This is a genomic window from Pseudomonas sp. GL-RE-29 (genome assembly GCF_019947275.1).
Lineage (GTDB): Bacteria > Pseudomonadota > Gammaproteobacteria > Pseudomonadales > Pseudomonadaceae > Aquipseudomonas > Aquipseudomonas fluorescens_A.
The window spans coordinates 1-26,693 of sequence record NZ_JAGYGD010000035.1; the positions used below are offsets into that span (position 1 = coordinate 1).

General features: G+C 60.3%; 26 protein-coding genes and 2 pseudogenes. 15 read left to right on the forward strand and 13 right to left on the reverse strand.

Features of this window, described 5'->3' with window-relative positions; genetic code table 11:
• Positions 1 to 81 precede the first annotated feature (81 nt).
• From trmB to KGB21_RS23805, 4 genes are all read right to left on the reverse strand, one after another.
• On the reverse strand, positions 82 to 807 hold the full coding sequence (trmB, locus tag KGB21_RS23790) for a tRNA (guanosine(46)-N7)-methyltransferase TrmB (protein ID WP_223506906.1): 726 nt from the start codon (positions 805 to 807) through the stop codon (positions 82 to 84).
• Between the two features lie 9 nt (positions 808 to 816).
• Positions 817 to 1,611 carry a thiazole synthase gene (locus tag KGB21_RS23795; protein WP_032884143.1) on the reverse strand — a complete coding sequence of 265 codons (795 nt, stop codon included), beginning with the start codon at positions 1,609 to 1,611 and terminating at the stop codon, positions 817 to 819.
• A gap of 60 nt (positions 1,612 to 1,671) precedes the next feature.
• Positions 1,672 to 1,872 carry a sulfur carrier protein ThiS gene (gene thiS, locus KGB21_RS23800; protein WP_007953386.1) on the reverse strand — a complete coding sequence of 67 codons (201 nt, stop codon included), beginning with the start codon at positions 1,870 to 1,872 and terminating at the stop codon, positions 1,672 to 1,674.
• 188 nt (positions 1,873 to 2,060) lie between these two features.
• Complete coding sequence (locus tag KGB21_RS23805; protein ID WP_034147561.1) at positions 2,061 to 2,432, reverse strand: DUF423 domain-containing protein; 372 nt, start codon at positions 2,430 to 2,432, stop codon at positions 2,061 to 2,063.
• Positions 2,433 to 2,506: 74 nt separating this feature from the next.
• Between KGB21_RS23805 and mtgA the strand changes: the two genes are divergently transcribed.
• On the forward strand, positions 2,507 to 3,229 hold the full coding sequence (gene mtgA, locus KGB21_RS23810) for a monofunctional biosynthetic peptidoglycan transglycosylase (RefSeq protein ID WP_034147562.1): 723 nt from the start codon (positions 2,507 to 2,509) through the stop codon (positions 3,227 to 3,229).
• Between the two features lie 175 nt (positions 3,230 to 3,404).
• Here the strand turns inward: mtgA and rpoH are convergent, their stop codons facing one another.
• The 4 genes from rpoH to ftsY form a co-directional block, all read right to left on the reverse strand.
• Positions 3,405 to 4,259: an RNA polymerase sigma factor RpoH gene (gene rpoH / locus KGB21_RS23815; protein WP_007897890.1), complete on the reverse strand. Its 855-nt coding sequence runs from the start codon at positions 4,257 to 4,259 to the stop codon at positions 3,405 to 3,407.
• 112 nt (positions 4,260 to 4,371) lie between these two features.
• The gene (gene ftsX, locus KGB21_RS23820) at positions 4,372 to 5,394 is read right to left on the reverse strand and encodes a permease-like cell division protein FtsX (RefSeq protein WP_034147563.1); all 1,023 of its coding nucleotides are present in this window, start codon (positions 5,392 to 5,394) and stop codon (positions 4,372 to 4,374) included.
• The gene (gene ftsE, locus KGB21_RS23825; RefSeq protein WP_034147564.1) at positions 5,391 to 6,062 is read right to left on the reverse strand and encodes a cell division ATP-binding protein FtsE; all 672 of its coding nucleotides are present in this window, start codon (positions 6,060 to 6,062) and stop codon (positions 5,391 to 5,393) included. The genes ftsX and ftsE overlap by 4 nt, the downstream gene beginning before the upstream one ends.
• Positions 6,059 to 7,561, reverse strand: a complete 1,503-nt coding sequence (gene ftsY, locus KGB21_RS23830) for a signal recognition particle-docking protein FtsY (protein ID WP_223506907.1) — start codon at positions 7,559 to 7,561, stop codon at positions 6,059 to 6,061. The genes ftsE and ftsY overlap by 4 nt, the downstream gene beginning before the upstream one ends.
• A gap of 343 nt (positions 7,562 to 7,904) precedes the next feature.
• On the opposite strand from ftsY, the gene KGB21_RS23835 reads away from it, so the two are divergent.
• From KGB21_RS23835 to KGB21_RS23855, 6 genes and pseudogenes are all read left to right on the forward strand, one after another.
• Positions 7,905 to 9,260, forward strand: a complete 1,356-nt coding sequence (locus KGB21_RS23835; protein ID WP_034147566.1) for a M16 family metallopeptidase — start codon at positions 7,905 to 7,907, stop codon at positions 9,258 to 9,260.
• Positions 9,253 to 10,743, forward strand: coding sequence for a M16 family metallopeptidase (locus tag KGB21_RS23840; protein ID WP_034147567.1), 1,491 nt, complete (start codon positions 9,253 to 9,255; stop codon positions 10,741 to 10,743). The genes KGB21_RS23835 and KGB21_RS23840 overlap by 8 nt, the downstream gene beginning before the upstream one ends.
• Positions 10,743 to 11,357, forward strand: coding sequence for a 16S rRNA (guanine(966)-N(2))-methyltransferase RsmD (gene rsmD / locus KGB21_RS23845; protein WP_223506908.1), 615 nt, complete (start codon positions 10,743 to 10,745; stop codon positions 11,355 to 11,357). The genes KGB21_RS23840 and rsmD overlap by 1 nt, the downstream gene beginning before the upstream one ends.
• Positions 11,358 to 11,420: 63 nt before the next feature.
• Entirely contained in the window at positions 11,421 to 12,419 is a 999-nt protein-coding gene (locus KGB21_RS23850; protein ID WP_223506909.1) for a hydrolase, read from the forward strand.
• A gap of 3 nt (positions 12,420 to 12,422) precedes the next feature.
• Positions 12,423 to 12,515, forward strand: a pseudogene (locus KGB21_RS29675) (AraC family transcriptional regulator); the annotation flags it as partial.
• Positions 12,516 to 12,555: 40 nt separating this feature from the next.
• Positions 12,556 to 12,843, forward strand: a pseudogene (locus KGB21_RS23855) (helix-turn-helix transcriptional regulator); the annotation flags it as partial.
• A gap of 94 nt (positions 12,844 to 12,937) precedes the next feature.
• On the opposite strand, the gene KGB21_RS23860 reads toward KGB21_RS23855, so the two are convergent.
• Together KGB21_RS23860 and KGB21_RS23865 are read right to left on the reverse strand one after the other, a co-directional pair.
• Positions 12,938 to 13,792 (reverse strand): sulfurtransferase, encoded by an 855-nt coding sequence (locus KGB21_RS23860; RefSeq protein ID WP_223506910.1) that lies wholly within the window; start codon positions 13,790 to 13,792, stop codon positions 12,938 to 12,940.
• 32 nt (positions 13,793 to 13,824) lie between these two features.
• Positions 13,825 to 14,496, reverse strand: coding sequence for a TetR/AcrR family transcriptional regulator (locus KGB21_RS23865; protein ID WP_223506911.1), 672 nt, complete (start codon positions 14,494 to 14,496; stop codon positions 13,825 to 13,827).
• Between the two features lie 146 nt (positions 14,497 to 14,642).
• On the opposite strand from KGB21_RS23865, the gene KGB21_RS23870 reads away from it, so the two are divergent.
• The 5 genes from KGB21_RS23870 (at position 14,643) to KGB21_RS23890 (ending at position 19,393) form a co-directional block, all read left to right on the forward strand.
• Positions 14,643 to 16,073 carry a coniferyl aldehyde dehydrogenase gene (locus tag KGB21_RS23870; RefSeq protein ID WP_223506912.1) on the forward strand — a complete coding sequence of 477 codons (1,431 nt, stop codon included), beginning with the start codon at positions 14,643 to 14,645 and terminating at the stop codon, positions 16,071 to 16,073.
• A 28-nt stretch (positions 16,074 to 16,101) separates the two neighbouring features.
• Positions 16,102 to 16,647 carry a hypothetical protein gene (locus tag KGB21_RS23875; protein WP_034147573.1) on the forward strand — a complete coding sequence of 182 codons (546 nt, stop codon included), beginning with the start codon at positions 16,102 to 16,104 and terminating at the stop codon, positions 16,645 to 16,647.
• 121 nt (positions 16,648 to 16,768) lie between these two features.
• Positions 16,769 to 18,364 carry a GMC family oxidoreductase gene (locus tag KGB21_RS23880; RefSeq protein WP_223506913.1) on the forward strand — a complete coding sequence of 532 codons (1,596 nt, stop codon included), beginning with the start codon at positions 16,769 to 16,771 and terminating at the stop codon, positions 18,362 to 18,364.
• A 115-nt stretch (positions 18,365 to 18,479) separates the two neighbouring features.
• Positions 18,480 to 18,959, forward strand: coding sequence for a pantetheine-phosphate adenylyltransferase (gene coaD, locus KGB21_RS23885; protein WP_007939322.1), 480 nt, complete (start codon positions 18,480 to 18,482; stop codon positions 18,957 to 18,959).
• A 182-nt stretch (positions 18,960 to 19,141) separates the two neighbouring features.
• Entirely contained in the window at positions 19,142 to 19,393 is a 252-nt protein-coding gene (locus KGB21_RS23890; RefSeq protein ID WP_003195146.1) for a YfhL family 4Fe-4S dicluster ferredoxin, read from the forward strand.
• Positions 19,394 to 19,513: 120 nt separating this feature from the next.
• On the opposite strand, the gene KGB21_RS23895 is transcribed toward KGB21_RS23890, so the two are convergent.
• Genes KGB21_RS23895 through KGB21_RS23905 form a run of 3 tightly spaced genes read right to left on the reverse strand, consistent with a single transcriptional unit; the run spans position 19,514 to position 21,560 of the window.
• Positions 19,514 to 19,834 (reverse strand): multidrug transporter, encoded by a 321-nt coding sequence (locus KGB21_RS23895; protein WP_223506914.1) that lies wholly within the window; start codon positions 19,832 to 19,834, stop codon positions 19,514 to 19,516.
• A 53-nt stretch (positions 19,835 to 19,887) separates the two neighbouring features.
• Positions 19,888 to 20,700 (reverse strand): bifunctional DNA-formamidopyrimidine glycosylase/DNA-(apurinic or apyrimidinic site) lyase, encoded by an 813-nt coding sequence (gene mutM, locus KGB21_RS23900; protein ID WP_034147576.1) that lies wholly within the window; start codon positions 20,698 to 20,700, stop codon positions 19,888 to 19,890.
• Positions 20,701 to 20,744: 44 nt separating this feature from the next.
• Positions 20,745 to 21,560 (reverse strand): HDOD domain-containing protein, encoded by an 816-nt coding sequence (locus tag KGB21_RS23905; RefSeq protein WP_223506938.1) that lies wholly within the window; start codon positions 21,558 to 21,560, stop codon positions 20,745 to 20,747.
• A 336-nt stretch (positions 21,561 to 21,896) separates the two neighbouring features.
• On the opposite strand from KGB21_RS23905, the gene KGB21_RS23910 reads away from it, so the two are divergent.
• The 3 genes from KGB21_RS23910 to ilvD all read left to right on the forward strand — a co-directional run bounded on the left by KGB21_RS23910 (position 21,897) and on the right by ilvD (position 26,602).
• Positions 21,897 to 23,093, forward strand: a complete 1,197-nt coding sequence (locus tag KGB21_RS23910) for a class I SAM-dependent rRNA methyltransferase (RefSeq protein WP_034147578.1) — start codon at positions 21,897 to 21,899, stop codon at positions 23,091 to 23,093.
• Positions 23,094 to 23,299: 206 nt separating this feature from the next.
• Entirely contained in the window at positions 23,300 to 24,502 is a 1,203-nt protein-coding gene (locus KGB21_RS23915) for an MFS transporter (protein ID WP_223506915.1), read from the forward strand.
• Positions 24,503 to 24,760: 258 nt separating this feature from the next.
• Complete coding sequence (gene ilvD, locus KGB21_RS23920) at positions 24,761 to 26,602, forward strand: dihydroxy-acid dehydratase (RefSeq protein ID WP_008048311.1); 1,842 nt, start codon at positions 24,761 to 24,763, stop codon at positions 26,600 to 26,602.
• Positions 26,603 to 26,693 lie beyond the last annotated feature (91 nt).

Below are 26,693 nucleotides of genomic sequence, written 5' to 3' on the forward strand. Positions count from 1 at the left end.
GGCGATGGTGTGTCAGTGGACATTGATGTGTCTGACACCCATCGCCAGCAAGCCGGCTCCTACAGGTTTGGATCGTGACGCTTAGGACTGTTTTTCGAACTTCAAATCCCACACGCCATGCCCAAGTCGTTCGCCACGGCGTTCGAACTTGGTGATCGGCCGCTCGGCCGGGCGTGGTACGCACTTGCCGTCTTCAGCCAGGTTGCGATAACCCGGCGCAACGCTCATCACTTCCAGCATGTATTCGGCATACGGCTCCCAGTCGGTGGCCATGTGCAGAATGCCGCCAACCTTCAACTTGCTACGCACCAGCTCAGCGAACGATGCCTGAACGATACGACGCTTGTGGTGACGGCTCTTGTGCCACGGGTCCGGGAAAAACAGCATCAGGCGATCCAGGCTGTTGTCGGCGATGCAGCGGTTAAGCACTTCAATCGCGTCGCAATCGTAGACCCGCAGGTTGGTCAGGCCCTGAGTCAGCACGCCATTGAGCAACGCACCCACGCCCGGACGGTGCACTTCCACGCCAATGAAATCCTGCTCCGGCGAAGCGGCGGCCATTTCCAGCAGCGAATGGCCCATGCCGAAACCGATTTCCAGCGAGCGCGGTGCCGAGCGACCGAACACCTGGTCGAAGTCCACCGGCGCGTCGGCCAATGGCAGCACGAACAGCGGCGTACCCTGCTCCAGGCCTTTTTGCTGGCCTTCGGTCATGCGCCCGGCGCGCATCACGAAACTCTTGATGCGGCGGTGTTGGCGCTCGTCGCCTTCTTCCGTCTGGATTGGCGTGTCGTTCGATTCAGTCATCAATGGCTCTTACTTGATCAGACCATCCAGCGGCGAAGAGGCGCTGGCATAGAGTTTTTTCGGCATGCGGCCGGCGAGGTAGGCCAGGCGGCCCGCGACGATCGCGTGTTTCATGGCTTCGGCCATCATGATCGGCTGCTGGGCGTGGGCGATTGCCGAGTTCATCAGCACCGCGTCACAGCCCAGTTCCATGGCAATGGTAGCGTCGGAAGCGGTACCGACACCGGCATCCACCAGCACCGGGATCTTGGCTTCTTCAAGGATGATCTGTAGGTTGTACGGGTTGCAGATTCCCAGGCCCGAACCGATCAGACCGGCCAGCGGCATCACCGCGATGCAGCCGATTTCCGCCAATTGACGAGCGATAATCGGATCATCACTGGTGTAAACCATCACGTCGAAGCCTTCCTTGACCAGCGTTTCAGCGGCCTTGAGGGTTTCGATCACGTTGGGGAACAGGGTTTTCTGGTCAGCCAGCACTTCCAGCTTCACCAGGTTGTGGCCATCGAGCAGCTCACGAGCGAGGCGGCAGGTGCGCACGGCTTCGATAGCGTCGTAGCAACCGGCGGTGTTCGGCAGGAAGGTGTAGCGATCCGGCGACAGCACTTCGAGCAGGTTCGGCTCGCCCTCGATCTGGCCAAGGTTGGTGCGACGCACGGCGAAGGTGACGATCTCGGCACCCGAGGCCTCGATGGCCAGACGGGTTTCTTCCATGTCACGGTACTTGCCGGTACCGACCAGCAAACGCGACTGGTAAGTACGACCGGCCAGGACGAAAGGCTTGTCGCTACGAACGATGCTCATGGGAAATCCTCTGTAGGGGTGAGGGTCTTGCAGAATTCTCGGCCCATACGGGCCAAACGGCTAGCCGCCGCCGATGGCGTGCACGACTTCCACGTTGTCGCCGTCGTTGAGCGTGGTGTCTGCATGCTGACTGCGCGGAACGATATCCAGATTGAGCTCGACCGCCACCCGGCGTCCGGTCAAGTCCAGACGGGTCAGCAGGGCCGCAACGGTTTCACCGTCGGGCAGTTCAAAGGATTCGCCGTTCAACTGAATGCGCATGCCGGATGCCGCCATCATTTTTAGGGGCTGGCATTCTAGCCCGATCAGTCAGGCCGACCCAAGCCATTCGTCTTGTAATGGTCGGACGCACGATGCTCTTGTAGAAGCCGGCTTGCTGGCGATGCAGGCAACTCGGCAGGTCTATATCACCGCGGCGCCTGTATCGCCAGCAAGCCGGCTCCTACAGATCAGGTCAGGCGCCAGGCGGCGAGGCCGAGGCAGAACCAGCCAATCAGGAATGCAAGGCCGCCGAATGGCGTGATGATGCCTAGCTTGCTGACACCGGTCAGCGTCAATACATAGAGGCTGCCGGAAAACAGCAAAATGCCAATGGCAAAGGATGCGCCGGCCCATGTGACCAGCCGACCCGGAATCTGTGTGGCCAGCAGCGCCACGCCAAACAACGCCAGGGTGTGCACCAGCTGATAGGTGACGCCGGTATGGAAAATCGTCAGGTATTCAGCGCTCAAACGGTTTTTCAGGCCATGGGCGGCGAATGCGCCAAGACCGACACCGGTGAAACCGAAAAAAGCGGCCAGCATCAAAAAGCCACGCAGCATGAAGAACTCCAGTCAGACTCGATCAACAGGGTCTGTATAATGGCCCGCTCAATGGGTTCGGCCAAGCCATCTCTATGCTGCGTATCTATTTCCGTCGTTTCACCAAGGCCGTGCTCTGGTTCATGGGCGGCAGCGTATTGCTGGTGCTGATTTTTCGCGTGGTGCCGCCTCCCGGGACAACGCTGATGGTCGAGCGCAAGATCGAATCCTGGATCGACGGCGAGCCTATTGACCTGCAACGCACATGGAAGCCATGGGATGAAATCTCCGACGACTTGAAAGTCGCGGTGATTGCCGGTGAAGACCAGAAATTTCCCGAGCATTGGGGCTTTGACTTCGGCGCGATCCAGAAAGCCCTGGCCCACAATGAGCTCGGCGGCACCATCCGCGGTGCAAGCACCCTGAGCCAGCAAGTCTCGAAGAACCTTTTCCTGTGGTCCGGCCGTAGCTGGATTCGCAAGGGTCTGGAAGCCTGGTTTACCGCTTTGATCGAAGTCTTCTGGCCCAAGCAGCGAATTCTTGAGGTGTACCTCAACAGTGTCGAGTGGGATGACGGCGTGTTTGGCGCCGAAGCCGCAGCGCGGCATCACTTCGGCGTTGGCGCCAGGTCATTGTCTCGGCAACAGGCCAGCTTGCTGGCAGCGGTGCTGCCTAACCCGCGAGTGTGGAGCGCGAGCCATCCGACCAATTACGTGGCCCGGCGCGCGGGCTGGATACGGCGGCAGATGAGTCAGTTGGGTGGTGACAGTTATCTGGTTGGCCTTAACGATTCGCGCCGGGCGCCTTGGGCGCAATAACATCGCCGCCCTGTAGGAGCTGGCTTGCCAGCGATTTCGATTTGTCTGATACACCGTGCCGCCTGGATCGCCAGCAAGCCGGCTCCTACAAAAAGCATCGCTGAACCCAAGTTTCGTACACAAACAAAAACGCCCCGATCGATGATCGGGGCGTTTTTTTTTGCTGCTTTGCCGGTTATGCGGCGATCGACAACTTGAGCTTGTTCATCGCGCTCTTCTCAAGCTGACGAATACGCTCGGCCGACACGTTGTACTTCTGCGCCAGGTCGTGCAGCGTGGCTTTCTCTTCAGCCAACCAGCGCTGATAAAGGATGTCACGGCTGCGGTCGTCCAGCACTTCCAGCGCTTCGTGCAGGTTGTGGTTGGAGTTGTCGCTCCAGTCGGCATCTTCCAGTTGACGGGCCGGGTCGTACCGGTGGTCTTCCAGATAGTTGGCCGGCGACTGGAAAGCACTGTCATCGTCAGCTTCTGCCGCCGGATCGAAAGCCATGTCATGGCCGGTCAGGCGACTTTCCATCTCACGCACTTCCCGAGGCTCTACGCCGAGGCTTTCCGCCACACGGTGGACTTCCTCGTTGTTCAGCCACGCCAGACGCTTTTTCTGGCTGCGCAGGTTGAAGAACAACTTGCGCTGGGCCTTGGTGGTTGCAACTTTCACGATGCGCCAGTTGCGCAGGATGAACTCGTGAATCTCAGCCTTGATCCAGTGCACCGCAAAGGACACCAGGCGTACGCCCATTTCCGGGTTGAAACGCTTCACAGCCTTCATCAGGCCGACGTTGCCTTCCTGGATCAGGTCAGCCTGAGCCAGACCGTAGCCGGAATAGCTACGGGCGATATGTACGACAAAACGCAGGTGGGCGAGCACCATCTGCCGAGCCGCCCCCAAATCCTGCTCATAATAGAGACTCTCGGCCAGTTCACGCTCCTGCTCCGGCGTCAGCAATGGAATGCTGTTGACGGTGTGCACATAGGCCTCCAGGTTCGCACCCGGGACCAGAGCATATGCAGGTTGCAAAGAATTGGTCATACGAAAAAACCTCCCACTTACAAACTCGTGCAGTTCAGCACTGCGAAAATTGACCGGAAACCGAAAGACAAGTTCCCAAAAACGCTGAAAGGTCAATACGAGCAAAATGATACTACTTAGGCGCAAGCTCCCTCAGGTGGCGTGCGACTGCAATCCATGCACCGATATACCCCAACAGCACCGCGCCAAGCAAGAGAGACAGACCGTCGGCAACTGGCACTCCAGCCAGCGCAAAATCACTGCCGTATAAACCGGCCAGACCAACCACCGCGTCGTTCAGCCAGTTGAGGCCGAACGCAAGCACACCCCAGGAAAGAATCCCCGCACCGAAGCCATACAGCGCGCCCATGTACAGAAAGGGCCTGCGCACATAACTGTCAGTGCCGCCGACCAGTTTAATCACTTCTATCTCGGTGCGGCGGTTTTCAATATGAAGACGAATGGTATTGCCTATCACCAAAAGTAATGCAGAAACCAGAAGCACGGTCAGACCGAAGACAAAACGATCACCCAGCTTGAGGATGGCTGCCAGACGCTCGACCCAGACTAGATCAAGCTGCGCCTGTTGTACCTTCGGCAGCTCGGAAAGTTTTTGTCTTAATGCTTCAAGCGCAGGCTTGTCGACTTCGTTCGGTGTCACCAGGACCACGCCGGGCAGCGGATTTTCCGGCAGTTCCTTGAGCGCTTCACCCAGGCCGGACTGTTGCTGGAACTCTTCCAGCGCCTGATCCCGACCAACGTATTCAGCCTCGGCCACGCCAGGCATGCCTTTGATCTGCTCGCGCAACGCTTCGCCTTGCGCAGGGCTTGCCTCGATTTCCAGATACAGGGAAATCTGCGCCGCTCGCTGCCAGGAACCGCCCAGGCGTTCGACATTACTTAGCAAAAGTGACAGCCCCATGGGCAAGCTCAGCGCTACTGCCATCACCATGCAGGTGAAAAAACTGCCGATGGGCTGTTTGCCCAAACGACGCAAGCTGTCCAGCAAGCTGGCGCGATGACTTTCGATCCAGGCGCGGAACAGCGTGGCGAAGTCCGGCCCGTCATCGTCGTCGCGTTTTTTCTTGGTCGGTTGCGGGTCGGCGGCTTTCGGCGCCACACGCTCGGACACTTTTGGACTGCGAGTTGCACTCATACCCCGGCCTCCCCGTCGCCGATCAGTCGGCCACGTTGCAGGGTCAGCATGCGGTGGCGCATGCGGGCGATCAGTGCCAGGTCGTGACTGGCGATCAACACGCTGGTGCCCAGACGGTTGATGTCTTCGAACACGCCCATGATTTCTGCCGCCAGACGCGGGTCGAGGTTACCGGTCGGTTCGTCCGCCAGCAGCAGGGCCGGGCGGTGAACGATGGCGCGGGCAATGCCGACACGCTGTTGCTGACCGGTGGACAGGTCGCCAGGGTACAAATCGGTCTTGTCCGAGAGCGCCACGCGCTCCAGCGCCGAATCCACGCGCTTGGCGATTTCAGCCTTGGACAGGCCAAGAATCTGCAACGGCAGCGCGACGTTGTTAAACACTGTGCGATCGAACAGCAGCTGATGGTTCTGGAACACCACGCCGATCTGCCGACGCAGAAATGGAATCTGTGCGTTGCTGATGGTGCTCAGATCCTGCCCGGCCAGCAGCAATTTGCCGGTGGTTGGACGCTCCATCGCCAGCAGCAGGCGCAACAGGGTGCTTTTACCGGCGCCAGAATGGCCGGTGACAAACAAAAACTCGCCCCGACGGACTCGAAAGCTCAGCTCATGCAAGCCGACGTGACCGTTCGGGTAGCGTTTACCGACCTGTTCGAAACGAATCATGAACGCTCCCGCTCGGCAAATAGTGCCTGGACAAAGGGTTCTGCTTCAAAGGTGCGCAAATCGTCGATGCCTTCGCCGACGCCGATGTAGCGGATCGGCAGACCGAACTGCTTGGCCAGGGCGAAAATCACCCCGCCCTTGGCGGTGCCATCGAGCTTGGTCAGCGCCAGACCGGTCAGTTCGACGGTCTGGTTGAATTGCTTCGCCTGGTTGATGGCGTTCTGGCCGGTGCCGGCATCGAGCACCAGCAGCACTTCGTGCGGCGCGTCGGCATCGAGTTTGCTGATGACCCGGCGAACCTTTTTCAGCTCTTCCATCAGGTTGTCTTTGGTGTGCAGGCGGCCGGCGGTATCGGCGATCAGTACATCGATGCCACGGGCCTTGGCGGCCTGCACAGCGTCGAAGATTACCGAAGCCGAGTCGGCACCAGTGTGCTGGGCAATGACCGGAATCTTGTTGCGCTCACCCCAGACCTGCAATTGCTCGACCGCTGCGGCGCGGAAAGTGTCGCCGGCAGCGAGCATGACTTTCTTGCCTTCCAGCTGCAGCTTCTTCGCCAGCTTGCCGATGGTGGTGGTCTTGCCGGCGCCGTTGACGCCAACCACCAGAATCACGAACGGCTTGTTCTGCGAGGAGATTTTCAGCGGCTGCTCGACGGGCTTGAGCATCGCCGCCAGCTCGGCTTGCAGGGATTTGTACAGTGCATCGGAATCGGCCAGCTCTTTGCGCGCGACCTTCTGGGTCAGGCGCTGAATGATCACCGACGTGGCTTCGACGCCGACGTCGGCGGTCAGCAGGCGGGTTTCGAGGTCATCGAGCAATTCGTCATCGATGGCTTTCTTGCCCAGAAACAGGCTGGCCATGCCTTCGCCGATGCTGGCGCTGGTCTTGGACAGGCCTTGCTTGAGGCGGGCGAAGAAACCGGCTTTGGTTTCTTCGGTGCGTACCGGTTCTACCGGGGCTTCGACGGGGGCGGCGACAACCGGGGTAATAACAGGTGCAGGTGCAGGTGCAGGTGCAGGCTCTGGCGCTTGAACAATCGGCGCAACGGGCGGAGAAACGAATGCAGGGACCGCCGGCTCAGGCGCAACTTCAACGACTGGCGCAACAACCGGTTCAACCACTGGCGCGTGAATCGGCTCCGGCGCCAAAACAGCCTGCGCAGGAATCGGCGGCGTCACATGCGGCGCCTGCTCTTCGACCAGCGCCACCGGCTCTTCCGCCACCGGCAACGTCAGCCAAGGCTCAGCGGCCGGGGTCAGCGGCAGTTCGGCCACGATTTCAGGTTCAGGCTCGGCTACCGGCTGCAGCACCGGCTCGGCGATTGGCAACACAACGGGCGCTGGCTCTGCATCTATTACCGGCGCGGGAGTCGGCTCAGGAAGTGGCTGTGGCTGTTCGACGACGGGTTCCTGCGGTTTTTTACGCAGCCATCCGAACAGGCTTTTCTTTTCGCCAGCCGCAGCTGGGGTCTTCTTGTCGTCGTTGGAACCAAACATGGAGGACGGCTATCTCACGGTAGCGACGCGCCAATGGCGCCCCGGCAAATAAAAATTCGATGCAGAACAGACTGCGATTGACCCAGCTTGTTCACGCGCAACATTTTGTCGAGGTACCAACAGCACCTCAAAGGTCGATTAATACGAAGGACTGGAACGGCATCGTCGGCGAAAACACAGAGTTTAGCTGACAAACTCAAAGCTTCTGCCGGTAACCCATACAACCTTCCGGCCGATCAAAGGCCTGATAGGCGTGGCCGCCAGTAAAACGGATCAGTATCCTAGCACCCTCTCGCCCGCTGACGCTAAGAACAAGCGGGCAGCCCCAAAGGTTTAAAAACGAATGAATGCTCTAGCCCGCCGCGCCGCAGGCCTGCTGCTCAGCACAGTTTGCCTGCCTCTTTCAGCCCTGGCTGCCGACCCGCAACCCACCCATGAATTCACCCTCGACAACGGATTGAAGGTCGTCGTGCGCGAAGACCATCGAGCGCCGGTGGTGGTTTCACAGGTCTGGTACAAAGTCGGCTCCAGCTACGAGACGCCGGGTCAGACCGGTTTGTCCCACGCACTGGAACACATGATGTTCAAGGGCAGCGAGAAAGTCGGCCCCGGCGAAGCCTCGCTGATCCTGCGCGACCTCGGCGCCGAAGAGAACGCTTTCACCAGCGACGACTTCACCGCGTATTACCAGGTGCTGGCCCGCGACCGTCTGGGCGTGGCCTTCGAGCTGGAAGCTGACCGCATGGCCAGCCTGCGCCTGCCGGCCGACGAGTTCGCCCGGGAAATCGAAGTCATTAAAGAAGAACGTCGCCTGCGCACCGACGACAAACCGATGTCCAAGGCCTATGAGCGCTTCAAGGCCATGGCTTACCCGGCCAGCGGCTATCACACGCCCACCATCGGCTGGATGGCGGATCTGGATCGCATGAAGGTCGAAGAGCTGCGCCATTGGTATCAATCCTGGTACGTGCCGAACAACGCCACGCTGGTGGTGGTTGGCGACGTGACCCCGGACGAAGTCAAAACCCTGGCCCAGCGCTACTTCGGCCCGATCGCCAAACGCGACGTGCCATCAGCGAAGATTCCGCTGGAATTGGCCGAGCCCGGCGAACGCCAGATCACCCTGCACGTGAAGACCCAATTGCCCAGCCTGATGCTGGCCTTCAACGTGCCGAGCATCGCCACCGCCGAAGACAAACGCTCGGTGAATGCCTTGCGCCTGATCTCGGCCCTGCTCGACGGCGGCTACAGCGCACGCATCCCGACGCAACTGGAACGCGGCGAAGAGCTGGTGTCCGGTGGATCGTCGAGCTACGACGCCTACACCCGTGGTGACAGCCTGTTCACCTTGTCGGCTTCGCCAAACACGCAGAAAAACAAAACCATCGACCAGGCGGAAGCCGGTTTGTGGAAGCTGCTCGAACAGCTGAAAACCACTGCGCCGTCCGCCGAAGAACTGGAGCGCGTGCGTGCACAGGTCATCGCCGGACTGGTCTACGAGCGCGACTCGATCACCAGCCAGGCCACCGCTATCGGCCAACTGGAGACCGTCGGCCTGTCCTGGAAACTGATGGACACCGAACTCGCCGATCTGGAAAGCGTGACACCGCAAGACATCCAGAACGCCGCCAAGCTGTATTTCACCCGCGAACGTCTCAGCGTCGCCCATGTACTGCCAGAGGAGACGACTCATGAGTGAGCGTAAAAAACCACGCCTGGCCCTGCTCGGCCTGATCGTCGTCGCCCTGATCGGGTCCGCCGCGTTCTATTTCTCGAAAACCGATGAGTCCAATGCCAGCGAAGCGCTGGACAAAGCCAAGGCCAGTCAGAAGCTGCAATCGCTGACCGAACTCAACGGCAAGGCGCCGAGCCATCGCAAACTCGACGTGCAGACCTGGAACACCGCCGAAGGCGCCAAGGTACTGTTTGTCGAAGCGCGTGAGTTGCCGATGTTCGACATGCGCCTGATCTTTGCCGCCGGCAGTAGCCAGGACGGCGACGCGCCCGGTTTGGCACTGCTGACCAACGCCATGCTTAACGAAGGCGTGGCCGGCAAGGACGTCAGCGTCATCGCCCAGGGCTTCGAAGGCCTGGGCGCCGATTTCGGCAATGGCGCTTACAAAGACATGGCCGTTGCGTCCCTGCGCAGCCTCAGCGCTGTGGATAAACGTGAACCGGCGTTAAAGCTGTTTACCGAAGTCGTCGGCAAACCCACCTTCCCTGCCGACTCGTTTGCCCGTATCAAGAACCAGATGCTCGCCGGTTTCGAGTATCAGAAACAGAACCCCGGCAAACTGGCCAGCCTGGAACTGATGAACCGCTTGTACGGCGATCATCCGTACGCGCATGCCAGCGACGGCGCCGCCAACACCGTTCCAGGCATAACCGTTGCGCAATTGCGGGCCTTCCACGAGAAAGCCTACGCAGCAGGCAACGTGGTGATCGCGCTGGTTGGTGACTTGTCCCGCGCCGAAGCCGAAGCCATTGCCGCGCAGGTTTCCGCTGGCCTGCCCAAGGGCCCGGCGCTGCCGAAGATCGCACAACCGGCCGAACCCAAGGCCAGCATCGGTCACATCGAATTCCCGTCGAAGCAGACCAACCTGATGCTCGCCCAACTGGGCATCGACCGTGACGATCCCGACTACGCGGCACTGTCCATGGGCAACCAGATTCTTGGCGGCGGCGGTTTCGGTACTCGACTGATGAGCGAAGTGCGCGAGAAGCGTGGCCTGGCTTACGGCGTGTATTCGGGCTTCACCCCGATGCAGGCGCGCGGCCCGTTCCTGATCAACCTGCAAACCCGCGCCGAAATGAGCGAGGGCACCCTGAAACTGGTGCAGGACGTTCTCGCCGACTACCTTAAAACCGGGCCGACCGAAAAAGAGCTCGACGACGCCAAGCGCGAACTGGCCGGCAGTTTCCCGCTGTCCACCGCCAGCAACGCCGATATCGTCGGCCAACTGGGCGCCATCGGCTTCTATAATCTGCCGCTGAGTCACCTGGAAGACTTCATGCAACAGTCCCAGAACCTGACCGTCGAGCAAGTCAAAGCTGCACTGAACAAACACCTGAGCACGGACAAAATGGTCATCGTCAGCGCTGGCCCGACCGTGCCGCAAAAGCCGTTACCGGCCCCTACTGATAAACCTGCCGAGCAACCGCTCGGGGTTCCGGAGCATTAATGGCTACTTCCCGTCCTAAAAAACCTGTTCACAACGTGCACAACGGCGTGAACCAATTGCGCATCATCGGCGGCGAATGGCGCAGCCGTAAGCTGAGCTTCCCTGATGCCCCGGGCCTGCGTCCGACGCCGGACCGCGTGCGTGAAACCCTGTTCAACTGGCTCGCGCCGTACGTGCCGGGCGCCAAGGTGCTCGATCCGTTCGCCGGCAGCGGCGCGCTGTTTCTCGAAGCCTTGTCCCGTGGCGCCGCCATGGGCCAGGCGCTGGATTCCAGCAGCCTTGCGGTATCCAGCCTCAAGGAACACCTGGGCACGCTGCGTTGCACCACAGGCCAGGTTCAGACCGCCGATGCGCTGCGCTATCTGGAAACCCAGCCAGCGGTTGCTTACGATCTGGTGTTCCTCGATCCGCCGTTCAACCAGAACCTGCTGCCCGCCGTTTGCACGTTGCTCGAAGAGCGCCAATGGCTGGCCGAAGAAGCGTGGGTGTACACCGAGAGCGAAAGCGCGCCGTCGACCCTCGGACTGCCAGGCAACTGGCGCCTGCACCGGGAGCAGAAATCCGGGCGGGTCTATTATTCGTTGTGGCAACGTATGGCAGAGATCACCGGCTGATCGACCTGCCTGAACAAGGCGCGTGCCTCATCGCAGGCAGGCGCCGCTGCTTCGAGAACAATCGTGTCCCATCCGTCAGAACGCTTCACCCCCGCCTTCGGCCTCGGCAACCCGCACTTGCAGACCTTGTGGGGGCCGCTGTGGCGCAAAACCACGCACATCGAGCGCGAGCGCGAACGCTTGTGGCTTGAGGATGGCGACTTCCTCGATCTCGACTGGCACGGCCCTCACACCGCCGACGCGCCATTGGTCCTGGTGCTGCATGGCCTAACCGGTTCATCGAATTCGCCGTACGTGGCCGGCATGCAAAAGGCGCTCGGGAATCAGGGTTGGGCCAGCGTCGCGTTAAATTGGCGCGGCTGCTCGGGCGAACCCAATCTGTTGCCGCGCAGCTACCATTCCGGCGCCAGTGAAGACCTGGCCGAAGCCATCAAGCACCTGCGGGCCAAACGGCCACTCGCCCCGTTGTATGCGGTTGGATATTCCCTGGGCGGCAATGTCTTGCTCAAGCATCTGGGCGAGACCGGCAGCGACAGTGGCGTGCTTGGTGCCGTGGCGGTGTCGGTGCCGTTTCGTCTGGACCAGTGCGCCGACCGGATCGGCCAAGGGTTTTCCAAGGTCTATCAGGCGCACTTCATGCGCGAGATGCTGGCCTATATCAAGAACAAGCAGCGGCAATTCCAGCATGACGGGCGTGAGGATGGCCTGGCGGCATTGGCCGCGCTCGGCTCGTTGGAAAACATGCGCACATTCTGGGACTTTGACGGCCGCGTGACCGCGCCACTGAACGGTTACGTGGATGCCGAGGATTACTACCGTCGCGCTTCCAGTCGCTACTTCCTTGGGGAAATACGTACGCCGACCCTGATCATTCAGGCAGCGGACGATCCCTTCGTTTTTCCCCACAGCCTGCCGCACGCCGATGAGTTATCCGCCTGCACGCAATTCGAGTTGCAGGCCAAGGGCGGGCATGTCGGGTTCGTCGATGGCTCGGTCCGGCAACCGGGCTACTACCTGGAACGGCGCATTCCTCAATGGCTGACCACCGCAGGTCGCGGGTAAGCAATGAGCAGCGATCAGGGCGAGTCCATTCACTTTTGGCAAACCGCACCGCTGGCCGGAGTCGAGTTGTTATCGGCGCGCTACATCGATCACCGTTTCGCGCCCCATGTGCATGACGGTTACGTGATCGGCCGCGCCACCCTCGCTGGAAGAACTGGCGGCGGCGGTGAACCTGTCGCCTTTCCATTTCGCCCGGGTGTTCCGCCGTGTTACCGGCATGCCGCCGCACACCTGGCTGATGCAGCAGCGCATCGCCCGGGCGCGGGCGTTGTTGCAGAGTGGTTGTTTACCGCTGGAAGTGGCGACGCAATTGGGTTTTGCCGACCAGAGTCATCTGAGTCGGCAGTTCAAGCAGGTGTATGGGGTGGGGCCGGGGGCGTATCGCAGTGCCGGGCAATCACTCAAGAAATCAATACGACTGTAGGAGCTGGCTTGCCAGCGATGAACGATAACGCGGTCATCCTGAAGTACCGCGTCGCTTCTATCGCTGGCAAGCCAGCTCCTACAGAAGCGTGCGTTTATTCGCCTGTTGCGATTGCGCGTGAAGGATCATTGATCCACTCACTCCACGATCCCGCATACAACGCCCCCAACGGATAACCCGCCAGACACAACGCAAACAGGTTGTGACAAGCCGTCACGCCTGAGCCGCAATACGCCACCAGATCATTCGGCGAGCGGACACCCAACTTCGCAGCAAAACGCTGCTTGAGCTGATCGGCCGGCAGAAAGCGTCCGTCGCTGCCAAGGTTGTCGGTGAACGCGGCACATTGCGCGCCGGGGATGTGTCCGGCAACCGGGTCGATCGGCTCCACTTCGCCCTTGAAGCGTGGCAAGGCGCGGGCGTCGAGCAAGGTCAGTTCGGGTTTGGCGAGACGCTTCTGCAACCGTTCTGCACTGAGCAGCAACGAATCGTCAGGCTTGCCGGTAAATGACCCGCGGGTGATCGACGGCGCATCCAGGCTCAACGGCAAACCGGCCGCGTGCCAGGCCTTGAGCCCGCCATCGAGGATGTACACGCCATCACGCTTGCCCAGCCACGCCAGCAACCACCAGGCCCGCGCCGCGAAGGCACCCGGGCCGTCGTCGTACAAAACCACTTCACTGTCGGCGTTGATACCCCAAGCTTGCAGTCGCTCGATCAAATCAGCAGGCTCGGGCAACGGATGACGCCCGGTCACGCCCTTGACCACCTTCCCGCTGAGATCACGCTCAAGATCGGCAAAACTCGACCCGGCGATGTGTCCTTCGGCATAGCTGCGCTGACCGTAATCCGGGTCTTCGAGGGCAAAACGACAATCCAGAATCACCAGCCCCGGCTGGTCCTTTTTCAGGTCCAGTGCTTGCGGGCTGATCAGTTGCGCAATGGGCATAACGGGCTCCTGTGATTGGGCGAAACCCGATCCTACTGCACTTCTTCCAGCGCTTGGGCCAGCGGCACGTAAAATTCTTCGAACAAGGCATTCACCTCGGCCCGGGACTGATCGGTGACGAACCCGGCCTCCAGCACCAGTACCTGATACACCCCGCGTTTAATCGCTTGCTCGCTGAGATGGGTGGAGTTTTCCCGCGTGGTGCACAGAAATCGCACCCAGGATGTGAGGATGATCCAGGCATTGAGCGTCAGGGATTCGATCTGCACCCGGTCCATCTTGAGGATACCGGCCGCAACGAAGCCTTCGTAGATGTGCGTGCCCTGGATCAGGCAACGCTGGGAAAACCGTCGGTAGCGCGCGGCCAGATCCGAATCGCTATCGAGCAAGTGCTCAAGATCGCGATGCAAAAACCGGTAGCGCCACATCGCCGAGAGCAATTCCTTGAGGTAGAAACGCTTGTCTTCCACCGTGGCGGCGCGGCCCTGGGGCGGGCGCAGGAAGCTGTCCACCAGGCTTTCGTATTCACTGAACAGCACGGCGATGATCGCCTGCTTGTTGGGGAAGTGGTAATACAGGTTGCCCGGAGAAATCTCCATGTGGGCAGCAATGTGATTGGTGCTGATGCTGCGCTCGCCCTGCTGATTGAACAGCTCCAGGCTGTTCTGCACGATGCGCTCGCTTGTTTTTATCCGTGGGGGCATGGCTTGAGCTTAACTTCAGAGTGCGTTGCCGGGCATCTTACGACCTATCCGCCAGGGGATAAAACAAAGCTGCGCCAGGATGGCATTTGACTTTCTAGAGCATAGACTCTAAAAAGTCCCTCATTACAATAAATCCGGAGCCGACCATGACTGCTGACATTTCCTACCTGCAGAACCTACAGCAGCCTTTGGAACAGCTCCAAACCCTGTTCGACGCGCAACGCGCGGCCTATGCCGCCAACCCGATGCCGCCCGCCGCTCAGCGCCAGCAATGGCTCAAGGCGCTGAAGGATTTGTTGAACACTGAGCGTCAGGCCTTGATCGACGCGATCAGCCAGGACTTCAGCCATCGCAGCGCCAACGAAACCCTGCTCGCCGAACTGATGCCCAGCCTGCATGGCATCCACTACGCCAGCCGGCATCTCAACGGCTGGATGAAGGCGTCGCGGCGCAAAGTCGGCGTAGCCTTCCAGCCAGCCTCGGCGAAAGTGATTTACCAGCCGCTGGGTGTGGTCGGGGTGATCGTGCCGTGGAACTACCCTTTGTATCTGGCCATCGGGCCTTTGGTCGGCGCGTTGTCGGCGGGCAATCGGGTGATGCTCAAACTCAGCGAATCGACGCCTGCCACCGGTTTGCTGATGAAGCAATTGCTGGCTCGAATCTTCCCCGAAGACCTGGTCTGCGTGGTGCTGGGCGAGGCCGATATTGGTGTGGCGTTTTCGCGCCTGCGCTTCGATCATTTGTTGTTCACCGGCGCCACCAGCATTGGCAAACATGTAATGCGCGCGGCGGCGGAGAACCTGACGCCAGTGACTCTGGAACTGGGCGGCAAATCCCCGGCTATCGTTTCTCACGATGTGCCCCTCAAGGACGCCGCCGAACGCATCGCTTTCGGTAAAACGCTCAACGCTGGCCAGACCTGCGTGGCCCCGGATTACGTACTCGTTCCGGAAGAGCGCATCGGCGATTTCGTCGAGGCTTATCGCTCGGCCGTTCGAGGGTTTTATCCGACCTTGGCAGACAACCCGGACTACACCGCGATCATCAACGACCGACAACTGGCGCGTCTCAACGGCTACATCAGCGATGCCACCGATAAAGGCGCGCAGCTGATTTCGCTGTTCGAGCAAGGTCAGGGACGCCGCATGGGGCATAGCCTGCTGCTCAATGTCAGCGACGACATGACCGTGATGCAGGACGAAATCTTCGGCCCATTGCTGCCGGTCGTGCCGTACAAGGATCTGGATCAGGCGTTTGCCTACATCAACCAGCGCCCTCGCCCACTGGCGCTGTACTACTTCGGCTACGACAAGCGCGAGCAAAATCGCGTCCTCCACGAAACCCACTCGGGCGGCGTGTGCCTCAACGACACCCTGCTGCACGTTGCCCAGGACGACATGCCATTCGGCGGCATCGGCGCCTCGGGCATGGGGCATTACCACGGCCACGAAGGCTTCCTGACCTTCAGCAAGGCCAAGGGTGTGCTGATCAAACAGCGCTTCAACGCGGCGAAGCTGATCTATCCGCCGTACGGCAAATCCATTCAGAAACTGATCCAGAAGCTGTTTATTCGCTAACGATCCACACCGTCGGGTAATAACAAGAATGAGCCCAAGCCTGTCCGAAACTCCCGCGCTGTCACGGCGCGGCCTGCTTAAATTCAGCCTCGGCGCCAGCGCCTTTCTCGCCACCGCCGGGTTGGGGGCCAGCCTCAGCGGTTGCTCGTCGAATGTTGCGGCTAGCGGTTTTACAGCCCTGCGCAGTGGCGATCTGTTGTTTCTGCGGGCACTGGTCCCGGTGATGCTTGAAGGTGCCGTGGCTGTTGAACGCATGCCCGACGCCATCGAAGGCACCCTCAAGAGCCTGGATTACAGCCTCGATCACCTGTCGCCGGAAATGCTCAAGCTGACCCGGCAATTGTTCGACGTGCTCGGCATGGCAGTGACCCGCGGGCCGCTGACCGGGATCTGGGGCAGTTGGGAAAACGCCAGCGCTGACGAGATCCGGCACTTTCTCGATCGCTGGGAAAACAGCTCGTTGAGCCTGCTGCGCATGGGTCACAGCTCGTTGCTGCAACTGGTGATGATGGCTTGGTATGGGCGCAAGGAATCGTGGGCGCATTGCGGGTATCCCGGGCCGCCCACGGTTTGAAATCGAGTCGCCCCATTCGCGAGCAGGCTCGCTCCCACAGGGGATCGCGTAACCCTCGTGCTCGCGATGGCGGCCTGATGATCACCACACCTCTAAAACATAAAAACAAGAGAACCAGAAGATGCCCGTACCCGACCCGTTCCGCGAAGGCATGGCCCGTGGCTGGAAAACCTACAACGGCTCGCAACTGAGCCAGGACCTGACCCTCGAAGCGGATGTGGCGATCATCGGCAGTGGCGCAGGCGGCGGGACCACAGCGGAAATCCTCAGCGCAGCCGGGTACAAAGTGCTGCTGATCGAGGAAGGCCCGCTCAAGACCAGCACCGACTTCAAGCTGCTTGAAGACCAGGCCTACGCCAGCCTCTATCAGGAAGGCATCGGCCGCATGAGCAAGGACGGCGCGATCACTATCCTCCAGGGGCGCGCCGTGGGCGGCACCACACTGATCAACTGGACCTCCAGCTTCCGCACGCCGCAGCCGACCCTTGAACACTGGGCCAAAGAACACAACGTGAAGGGCCACTCATCGACGGAAATGGCGCCATGGTTCGAGAAAATGGAACAGCGCCTGGGCGTCGCGCCGTGGATGGTCCCGCCCAACGCCAACAACGACGTCATCCGCAAAGGCTGCGAAAAACTCGGGTACAGCTGGCATGTCATCCCGCGTAATGTGCGCGGCTGCTGGAACCTCGGCTACTGCGGCATGGGCTGCCCGACCAACGCCAAACAATCGATGATGGTCACAACCATTCCCGCCACCCTGGAAAAAGGTGGCGAGCTGCTCTATCTGGCCCGTGCCGAAAAACTCGTGATCAGCGGCGATAAAGTCACCGGGCTGCAATGCGTGGCGATGGACGAGCGTTGCGTCGAACCCACAGGGCGCCGCATCACGGTGAAAGCGCGGCATTACGTGCTGGCCGGTGGCGGCATTAACAGCCCGGCGTTGCTGTTGCGTTCCGACGCACCGGATCCGCACAAACGCCTGGGCAAACGCACCTTTCTGCATGTGGTGAACATGTCCGCCGGTTTGTTCGACGAGGTGATCAACCCGTTCTACGGCGCGCCGCAGTCGATCTACTCCGACCATTTCCAATGGCAGGACGGCACCACCGGGAAAATGGCTTACAAACTGGAAGTGCCGCCGCTGCACCCGGCACTGGCGGCGACGCTGCTTGGGGGTTTCGGCCAGGAAAATGCCCAGCACATGGCCAACCTGCCACATACCCACGCCATGCTCGCGTTACTGCGCGACGGCTTTCACCCGGACAGCCCCGGTGGCAGCGTCGAGCTGCGCAGTGACGGCACGCCGGTGCTCGATTATCCGGTTTCGCCTTATGTCTGGGACGGTCTGCGCCGGGCATTCCACAGCATGGCCGAGATTCAGTTCGCCGGTGGCGCCAAGGCCGTCATGCCGATGCACGCCGATGCTCGTTATGTGAAAACCCTGGGCGAAGCGCGCACGTTGATCGATGGCTTGAGCCTGGAGTTGTACCGAACGCGGCTGGGCAGCGCGCATGTCATGGGCGGTTGCGCGATGGGTGAGGATGCGAAAACCGCCGTGACCGACAGCCTCGGCCGGCATCATCAACTGGGCAATCTTTCGATACACGACGGCTCGCTGTTCCCTACCAGCATTGGCGCAAACCCGCAGTTATCGGTCTATGGACTGACGGCGCAACTGGCGACTTCACTGGCCGAACGTTTAAGAAACTCATGAAAACGACGATTATTCCCATCGTCTATAGTGCTTTCTTACCCAACAGGCGACTTTCCCGACCGGGAAGGCTGCGATACCATCCGACTCCCCAACGCACTCCCGCCAGGACGCCGCGATGAACCGAGTGTTGTACCCAGGTACCTTCGACCCTATTACCAAGGGCCATGGCGATCTGGTCGAACGCGCCTCGCGCCTGTTCGATCACGTGATCATTGCCGTCGCCGCCAGCCCGAAGAAAAACCCGTTGTTTCCTCTGGAACAGCGTGTGGAGCTGGCCCGCGAGGTCACCAAACATCTGCCGAACGTTGAAGTCGTCGGCTTTTCGACGCTGTTGGCGCATTTCGCCAAAGAGCAGAATGCCAACGTGTTCCTGCGTGGTCTGCGCGCCGTGTCGGATTTCGAATACGAGTTCCAGCTGGCCAACATGAACCGCCAATTGGCGCCGGATGTGGAAAGCCTGTTTCTTACCCCGTCCGAGCGTTATTCGTTCATTTCCTCGACGCTGGTCCGTGAAATTGCGGCCCTGGGCGGCGATATCACCAAGTTCGTGCACCCTGTGGTGGCGGATGCCCTGACCGAACGTTTCAAGAAGTAATCCCGATCTGTAGGAGCCGGCTTGCTGGCGATCAATGCAACGCGGTGCACCTGACACACCGCCTTCGCCAGCAAGCCGGCTCCTGCAGTACGTCGCACCTGCGTGCAACGCAGGCGCCAATGCGGCACAATTACGCGCATTGATTTATTGCGCCCGGGCCTGCCGCCCCGGCTGGAGTTAGCATGTCCCTGATCATCACCGACGATTGCATCAACTGCGACGTCTGCGAACCCGAGTGCCCGAACGCCGCCATTTCCCAAGGCGAAGAGATCTACGTGATCGACCCGAACCTGTGCACGCAATGCGTCGGTCACTACGACGAACCGCAGTGCCAGCAGGTCTGCCCGGTGGATTGCATCCCGCTGGACGAAGCCCATCCGGAGACTGAAGAGCAGTTGATGGAGAAGTATCGGAAGATTACTGGCAAGGCCTGAATCTTCGATATCCGTTATGCAGCCTTCGCGGGCAAGCCCGCTCCCACAAGGCCCCCTAAACCCTGCGGGAGCGGGCTTGCCCGCGATGACGCCATCAGAGACACCAAAGAATCAACTGTCTTACTCCCGCTGCTCAAACCCCTCCCCGACACACCCCAGACACCGCACAAACGCCGCCTTCGCCGGATCAGCCACCAGCGCCTGCCCCGCATCGCCTACCCCGCCACCCATGGCAGTAAAAGGCAACGACACCACAAACACCCCGGCTCCAATCACCGTCGCCACGACCAGCAACGGCCGGGCAATCAGCAGGTCGCCAATCATCGCGTAAGCAGGCGGGTTCTGGATGGTGTAACGCGGATCGCCGCTGCCACTGTTGGCGACGGCTGACGCGCAGATGCTCAACAGAAATGCGGCGACAAGGGTTCGAAACAGGATCATGGCGCGGTCCTTCGGCTAGACAGTCAGAACACTGACTATAGACCGCAGGCGTTTCAGCTCTGGCAGCGCGGGCAAAAGACGCTGGCGCGCTGCCCGAGTTTCACTTCCCGCAATTGCGTGCCACAGACCTTGCACGGTTCAGCGCCGCGGCCGTACACGAACAATTCCTGCTGGAAATAGCCCGGCTGACCGTCACCACCGATAAAGTCCCGCAGCGTCGTACCGCCGCGCTCGATGGCGGCAGCCAGAATGCGTTTGATCTCGATCGCCAGTTTCAAATAGCGCGCCCGGGAAATGCTCTTGGCTTCCCGGCGCGGATCGATACCCGCGGCGAACAGCGCTTCGGTCGCATAGATGTTGCCGACGCCGACCACCACCGCGTTGTCCATGATGAACGGCTTGACCGCCATCGAACGCCCACGGGACTGCTGGAACAAGCGCTCGCCGTCAAACAGGTCGGTCAGCGGCTCCGGCCCCAGGCGAATCAGCAGTTCATGGTTGAGCGGGTCAAGGCTCCAGAGCATCGCGCCGAACCGTCGCGGGTCGGTGTAGCGCAGGGCCAGGCCCGACTCCAGTTCGATGTCCACGTGCTCATGCTTGGCCGCCGGCATGCCGACTTCCACCAGACGCAAATTCCCCGACATGCCCAAGTGGCTGATCAACGTGCCAACTTCGGCATTGATCAGCAGGTACTTGGCGCGACGCTCCACCAACACGATGCGTTGGCCGGACAACCGGATATCCAGGTCTTCGGGGATCGGCCAGCGCAGACGCCGATCACGCACGATCACCCGGCTGACGCGCTGGCCTTCCAGGTGCGGCGCGATGCCGCGACGGGTGGTTTCGACTTCTGGCAGTTCAGGCATGGCGCTCTCGAATCAGGCACTCGTATAAGAAGAAGGTCCGAGACTCAGCGGTGCGTGCCAAGGTCGCGGATCGTCTGTTTGAGCGTCTCGAAATCGTAATCCGAGAGGCCGACGTAATCGAGCACCAGATGCGCGATGCTGTTCCACTCGTGGTCCTCGGTCTGGTTGCCCAACACCCGGTAGGATGCACAAATGTGCTCGGCCATTTTCAGGATTGCCAACAGGTTCTTCAACGAGCTGTTGCGCGACGACTCATCGCTGAAAATCGCCAGGGCGTTGTGGTGATTGGCGATTGCCGCGGACACATGATCCGGCAGGCGCCAGGACTTGGCCGTGTAATAACCGACCACCGCGTGGTTGGTATTAAACACCTGGTTCTCCGTATCCACTACCCGGCATTCAGCGCTGGCACTGGCGTAAGCCTGCTCCAAAACGGTCATGTAGTTGGGGAAGCGCTGCAACATCAGCGGCACGCCACAGTCGTGGAACAGGCCCAGCGCGTAAGCCTCATCGCCATTCTGCACACCGATGCGCTTGGCCAGCGTCAGGCAGGTCATCGCCACATCCTGGGCGGTGTCCCAGAAACGGTTCAAGGTGACGATGGTGTCGTCGTTCATCTCGCCCTTGATCGATTGCGCGTTGATCAGGTTGATGATCGACCGGCTGCCGAGCAAATTCACTGCGCGCTGGATCGAAGCGATCTTGTTGCTCAGCCCGTAATAGGGCGAATTGACGATTTTCAACAACGAGCCTGAGAGACCTGGATCCTGGGAGATCAGCTTCGCGATCACCTCCAGATCCGGGTCGGGCATGTACTGCTCCATCTGCAGATCCACCATGATCTGCGGTTGGGCCGGCACACTGATGCCTTGCAGGGATTGCTGGATTTGTTCGGGAGTCAGCTCTTGGGACATAAGTACACACTCTGGGCCAGGCGCCGATTCTAGCTTTTATAAATTGGATCCGACACCTTGAGCCGCTGTCGCGCCCAAAGTTTTATCCAGTACCTTCGAGCTGAAAACACTCTCTGTGGCGAGGGAGCTTGCTCCCGCTCGCCTGCGAAGCAGGCGCACCTACTGATGATTGTGACGGCTTCGCCACCCAGCGGGAGCAAGCTCCCTCGCCGCATGTCCACTCGCCGGCCAATCCTTGAGCGCAACACGCTATACTCCCGCTCTTTTTTCCGGAGCGACGTCATGTCCCTGCCTAGCCTGCGCCTCAAAGCCAACGCCGACCGTCGCCTGCGCAACGGCCACTTGTGGGTCTACAGCAACGAAATCGACGTGGCCGCCACCCCGTTGCACGGCTTCAAGGCCGGCGATCAGGCGATCCTCGAAGCCGCTGGCGGCAAGCCACTGGGCATCGTTGCCATGAGCCCGAACAACCTGATTTGCGCCCGTTTGCTGTCGCGCGACATCAAGTTGCCGTTGGACAAGTCGCTGCTGGTGCATCGTTTGAACGTCGCCCTGTCGCTGCGTGATCGCCTGTTCGACAAGCCGTTCTATCGCCTGGTCTACGGCGATTCCGACCTGCTGCCAGGTCTGGTGGTCGACCGTTTCGGCGACATTCTGGTGGTGCAGATCGCCTCGGCGACCATGGAAGCTCATAAAGACGACGTGATTGCGGCGCTGACCCAAGTGCTCAAGCCAAGCGGCATTCTGTTCAAGAATGACTCCGCTGCCCGTGATGCCGAAGGCCTCAATCGCTACGTCGAAACCGTGTTCGGCCTGGTGCCGGAGTGGGTTGCGCTGGAAGAGAACGGCGTGAAATTCGAAGCCCCGGTCATCCAGGGCCAGAAAACCGGCTGGTTCTACGACCACCGCATGAACCGCGCCCGCCTGGCCCCGTATGCCAAGGGCAAACGGGTATTGGACCTGTACAGCTACATCGGTGGCTGGGGCGTGCAGGCTGCGGCGTTCGGCGCCAGCGAAGTATTCTGCGTCGACGCTTCCGCCTTCGCCCTCGACGGCGTTGAGCGCAACGCCGCGCTGAACGGCTTCGCCGACAAGATGACCTGCATCGAAGGCGACGTCTTCGAAGCCCTGAAAGAGCTGAAAGCCAGCGAAGAACGTTTCGACGTAATCGTTGCTGACCCACCGGCGTTCATCAAACGCAAAAAAGACATGAAGAACGGCGAAGGCGCCTACCGTCGCCTGAACGAGCAAGCCATGCGCCTGCTCAGCAAGGACGGCATCCTGGTCAGCGCTTCGTGCTCGATGCACCTGCCGGAAGACGATCTGCAGAACATCCTGCTGACCAGCGCCCGTCACCTGGACCGCAACATCCAGATGCTTGAGCGCGGCGGTCAAGGCCCGGATCACCCGGTGCACCCGGCCATCGCCGAAACCCGCTACATCAAGAGCATCACCTGCCGGTTGCTGCCTAACAGCTAACCCCTACCCCCTGTAGGAGCGAGCCTGCTCGCGATAAAACGCCAAGACACCGCGGACAACCAGATACACCGCGTAATCGTTGACGTTTTTCGCGAGCAGGCTCGCTCCTACAAAGGTTTCAGAAATCCCCCACGCTCGCCTGCATTGACTTGCCTTTCCATCAAATCAATCCTCGTTCACCCCTCACGGAACGAGTGCGTTGATTGATGTCCCATGCCGAAAGCACCCAGGAAAAGCCGTTAATCGTCCTGTTACTGATGACCATGACACTGCTGAGTGTCTTCCCGTTGGACGTGGTTCTTCCTTCCTTTCCCGACCTGTCGGACTTCTTTCAAATCCCGCCGCCCGACGTGGCCCTGTCTGTCAGCCTGTTCGCCGTCAGCCTGGCATTTTCCGTGATGCTGGTTGGGCCGCTGTCGGACATGTGGGGCCGCAAGAAGCTGTTGCTGGGTGGTATGGCCCTCGCGGTGATTGGCGCGATTGGGTGTGCAGTGTCCAGCGAGTACAGCTGGTTTCTAGGGTTTCGTGTGATCCAGGCAATCGGTTGCGGGGCCTTTTCGCTGTCACACGCGCTGGTGCAGGATTTGTTCACAGGTCATGCAAGGCAGCGACTCAGGATCTGGATGGTGACCGCGAGTGGCGTATTCATTTCAATTTCGCCGCTGCTGGGGACCTGGCTGCAATTGCAGTTGGGCTGGCAGGGCAGCTTTTATGTGTTTGTCACCCTCGCTGTTCTAGTCTGGTTAAGCGCCTGCCGGCTGCTCAAGGAGTCCTCGTCTATCCGCACAGCATCCCGTGGGGGATTTTTCCGCGCTTACTGGCATGTCTGCTCAGGTGTTCGCTTTATGAGTTACTGGCTGATTTCCGCCCTCGCCTTCGCCTGTCATTTTTCGTTCATCGTCACATCACCCATTATTTTCATGGAACATCTGGCCCTTTCACCCTACGAATACGCCTGGGCGTTGTTGCTGTACGGCGTTGCGTATGTAGGCGGCGGCGCAATAGCCAACGTCCTGCATCAGCGTCTGCAGGCCAACACTCAGATCATTGTTGGCCTGGGGTTGATCGCGGTTTCGGGTGCGGTGCTGCTGTGGCTGACCCGCCACTTCGGTCTCTCTGCCGCGACGGTGCTGATGTCCATGCTGATTTGTACGATCGGCACAACGATTACCAGACCCATCGTCAACTCCAAGGCCATGAGCATTCATCCGGAATATGCCGGGACCTCGACCTCGGTCGGCGGTGTGCTGATGTTCCTTAGCGGTGGCGTGATCAGCACGGTGATCAACCGGGTACCTGAGGACCTGATTACCGCTCTGGCCATTGGCTTCCTGACATTGAGCGTCGCAGGCCTTGGACTGAATGCAATGATCAACCAACGGAATAAACAGGCACTCGATATCGGCTGACACCTGCCAGTCGTCATCCCGCACGCTCCGTCAACACGGGATCAACGCTTCCCGGCATTCCCTCCAGCCGCCAGCCGTGTAGAATCGCGAGATTCATCGCCAGTCATCCCCCGGCGGGTTTATGAGCTCAAGCTGAAGCGCGCGGCGATCCCGCAAAGTTATCGGCAACTTCCGGACACACGGCCATTTCTGAGTGTTCCAGACGTCAATAGAAGCTCACTTCCCTTTTGATACCTGATTAGCCGCCCGGAGTGCTTCATGCCTGATTACCGCTCGAAAACATCCACCCATGGCCGCAACATGGCCGGTGCCCGCGCACTGTGGCGCGCCACGGGGATGAAAGATGACGACTTCAAAAAGCCGATCATCGCCATTGCCAACTCCTTCACCCAGTTCGTACCGGGCCACGTCCACCTCAAGGACCTGGGCCAACTGGTCGCCCGCGAAATCGAACGCGCCGGCGGTGTGGCAAAAGAATTCAACACCATCGCTGTCGACGACGGTATCGCCATGGGCCACGACGGCATGCTGTATTCGCTGCCGAGCCGCGAGATCATCGCCGACTCCGTCGAGTACATGGTCAACGCCCACTGCGCCGACGCCATCGTCTGCATCTCCAACTGCGACAAGATCACCCCTGGCATGCTGATGGCGTCCTTGCGCCTGAACATTCCGGTGATCTTCGTCTCCGGCGGCCCGATGGAAGCCGGCAAGACCAAACTCGCTTCCCACGGCCTCGACCTGGTCGACGCCATGGTGATCGCCGCCGACTCCAGCGCTTCTGACGAGAAAGTCGCCGAGTACGAGCGTAGCGCCTGCCCGACTTGCGGTTCGTGCTCCGGCATGTTCACCGCCAACTCGATGAACTGCCTGGTCGAAGCACTGGGCCTGGCATTGCCGGGCAATGGTTCGACCCTGGCCACCCACAGTGACCGCGAGCAGCTGTTCCTGCAGGCCGGCCGCACCATCGTCGAGCTGTGCAAGCGTTACTACGGCGAGAACGATGAGTCGGTGTTGCCGCGCAACATCGCCAACTTCCAGGCCTTCGAAAACGCCATGACCCTGGACATCGCCATGGGCGGTTCCACCAACACCATCCTGCACTTGCTGGCCGCTGCGCAGGAAGCCGAGATCGATTTCGACCTGCGCGACATCGACCGTCTGTCCCGTCACGTGCCACAGCTGTGCAAGGTTGCGCCGAACATTCAGAAGTACCACATGGAAGACGTGCACCGTGCCGGCGGGATCTTCAGCATCCTCGGCTCGCTGGCCCGTGGCGGCTTGCTGCACACCCAGCTGCCGACCGTGCACAGCCGCAGCATGGAAGAAGCCATCGCCAAGTGGGACATCACCCAGACCAACGACGAAGCGGTGCACCACTTCTTCAAGGCCGGCCCTGCGGGCATCCCGACCCAGACCGCGTTCAGCCAGTCGACCCGCTGGGAAACCCTGGACGACGACCGTGAAAACGGCTGCATCCGCAGCGTCGAGCACGCTTACTCGCAAGAAGGCGGCCTGGCCGTGCTGTACGGCAACATCGCGCTGGACGGTTGTGTAGTGAAAACCGCGGGCGTCGACGAGTCGATCCACGTGTTCGAAGGCAACGCGAAGATCTTCGAAAGCCAGGACAGCGCCGTGCGCGGCATCCTCGCCGACGAAGTGAAGGAAGGCGACATCGTCATCATTCGCTACGAAGGCCCGAAAGGCGGCCCGGGCATGCAGGAAATGCTCTACCCGACGTCCTACCTGAAATCCAAAGGCCTGGGCAAAGCCTGCGCCCTGCTCACCGACGGCCGCTTCTCCGGCGGTACTTCGGGTCTGTCCATCGGCCACGCTTCGCCTGAAGCGGCCGCTGGCGGTGCGATCGGTCTGGTGCAGGACGGCGACAAAGTGCTGATCGACATCCCGAACCGCTCGATCAACCTGTTGGTCAGCGACGAAGAACTCGCAGCACGCCGGGTAGAGCAGGACAAGAAAGGCTGGAAACCGGTTGAAGTGCGTCCACGTAAAGTGACCACCGCCCTGAAGGCCTACGCCCTGCTGGCGACCAGCGCCGACAAAGGTGCTGTGCGGAACAAAGCGATGCTCGACGGGCTGTAAGGCTTAACCGTCGAACAAAAAAATACCCCGCCAAGTGCGGGGTATTTTGTTTCCACAGATCCCCTGTTGGAGCTGCCGCAGGCTGCGATCT

Coding starts and splice junctions, on each gene's coding strand:
- trmB (WP_223506906.1), bottom strand. CDS start 807: ATGACTGAATCGAACGACACGCCAATCCAGACGGAAGAAGGCGACGAG.
- KGB21_RS23795 (WP_032884143.1), bottom strand. CDS start 1,611: ATGAGCATCGTTCGTAGCGACAAGCCTTTCGTCCTGGCCGGTCGTACT.
- thiS (WP_007953386.1), bottom strand. CDS start 1,872: ATGCGCATTCAGTTGAACGGCGAATCCTTTGAACTGCCCGACGGTGAA.
- KGB21_RS23805 (WP_034147561.1), bottom strand. CDS start 2,432: ATGCTGCGTGGCTTTTTGATGCTGGCCGCTTTTTTCGGTTTCACCGGT.
- mtgA (WP_034147562.1), top strand. CDS start 2,507: ATGCTGCGTATCTATTTCCGTCGTTTCACCAAGGCCGTGCTCTGGTTC.
- rpoH (WP_007897890.1), bottom strand. CDS start 4,259: ATGACCAATTCTTTGCAACCTGCATATGCTCTGGTCCCGGGTGCGAAC.
- ftsX (WP_034147563.1), bottom strand. CDS start 5,394: ATGAGTGCAACTCGCAGTCCAAAAGTGTCCGAGCGTGTGGCGCCGAAA.
- ftsE (WP_034147564.1), bottom strand. CDS start 6,062: ATGATTCGTTTCGAACAGGTCGGTAAACGCTACCCGAACGGTCACGTC.
- ftsY (WP_223506907.1), bottom strand. CDS start 7,561: ATGTTTGGTTCCAACGACGACAAGAAGACCCCAGCTGCGGCTGGCGAA.
- KGB21_RS23835 (WP_034147566.1), top strand. CDS start 7,905: ATGAATGCTCTAGCCCGCCGCGCCGCAGGCCTGCTGCTCAGCACAGTT.
- KGB21_RS23840 (WP_034147567.1), top strand. CDS start 9,253: ATGAGTGAGCGTAAAAAACCACGCCTGGCCCTGCTCGGCCTGATCGTC.
- rsmD (WP_223506908.1), top strand. CDS start 10,743: ATGGCTACTTCCCGTCCTAAAAAACCTGTTCACAACGTGCACAACGGC.
- KGB21_RS23860 (WP_223506910.1), bottom strand. CDS start 13,792: ATGCCCATTGCGCAACTGATCAGCCCGCAAGCACTGGACCTGAAAAAG.
- KGB21_RS23865 (WP_223506911.1), bottom strand. CDS start 14,496: ATGCCCCCACGGATAAAAACAAGCGAGCGCATCGTGCAGAACAGCCTG.
- KGB21_RS23870 (WP_223506912.1), top strand. CDS start 14,643: ATGACTGCTGACATTTCCTACCTGCAGAACCTACAGCAGCCTTTGGAA.
- KGB21_RS23875 (WP_034147573.1), top strand. CDS start 16,102: ATGAGCCCAAGCCTGTCCGAAACTCCCGCGCTGTCACGGCGCGGCCTG.
- KGB21_RS23880 (WP_223506913.1), top strand. CDS start 16,769: ATGCCCGTACCCGACCCGTTCCGCGAAGGCATGGCCCGTGGCTGGAAA.
- coaD (WP_007939322.1), top strand. CDS start 18,480: ATGAACCGAGTGTTGTACCCAGGTACCTTCGACCCTATTACCAAGGGC.
- KGB21_RS23890 (WP_003195146.1), top strand. CDS start 19,142: ATGTCCCTGATCATCACCGACGATTGCATCAACTGCGACGTCTGCGAA.
- KGB21_RS23895 (WP_223506914.1), bottom strand. CDS start 19,834: ATGATCCTGTTTCGAACCCTTGTCGCCGCATTTCTGTTGAGCATCTGC.
- mutM (WP_034147576.1), bottom strand. CDS start 20,700: ATGCCTGAACTGCCAGAAGTCGAAACCACCCGTCGCGGCATCGCGCCG.
- KGB21_RS23910 (WP_034147578.1), top strand. CDS start 21,897: ATGTCCCTGCCTAGCCTGCGCCTCAAAGCCAACGCCGACCGTCGCCTG.
- KGB21_RS23915 (WP_223506915.1), top strand. CDS start 23,300: ATGTCCCATGCCGAAAGCACCCAGGAAAAGCCGTTAATCGTCCTGTTA.
- ilvD (WP_008048311.1), top strand. CDS start 24,761: ATGCCTGATTACCGCTCGAAAACATCCACCCATGGCCGCAACATGGCC.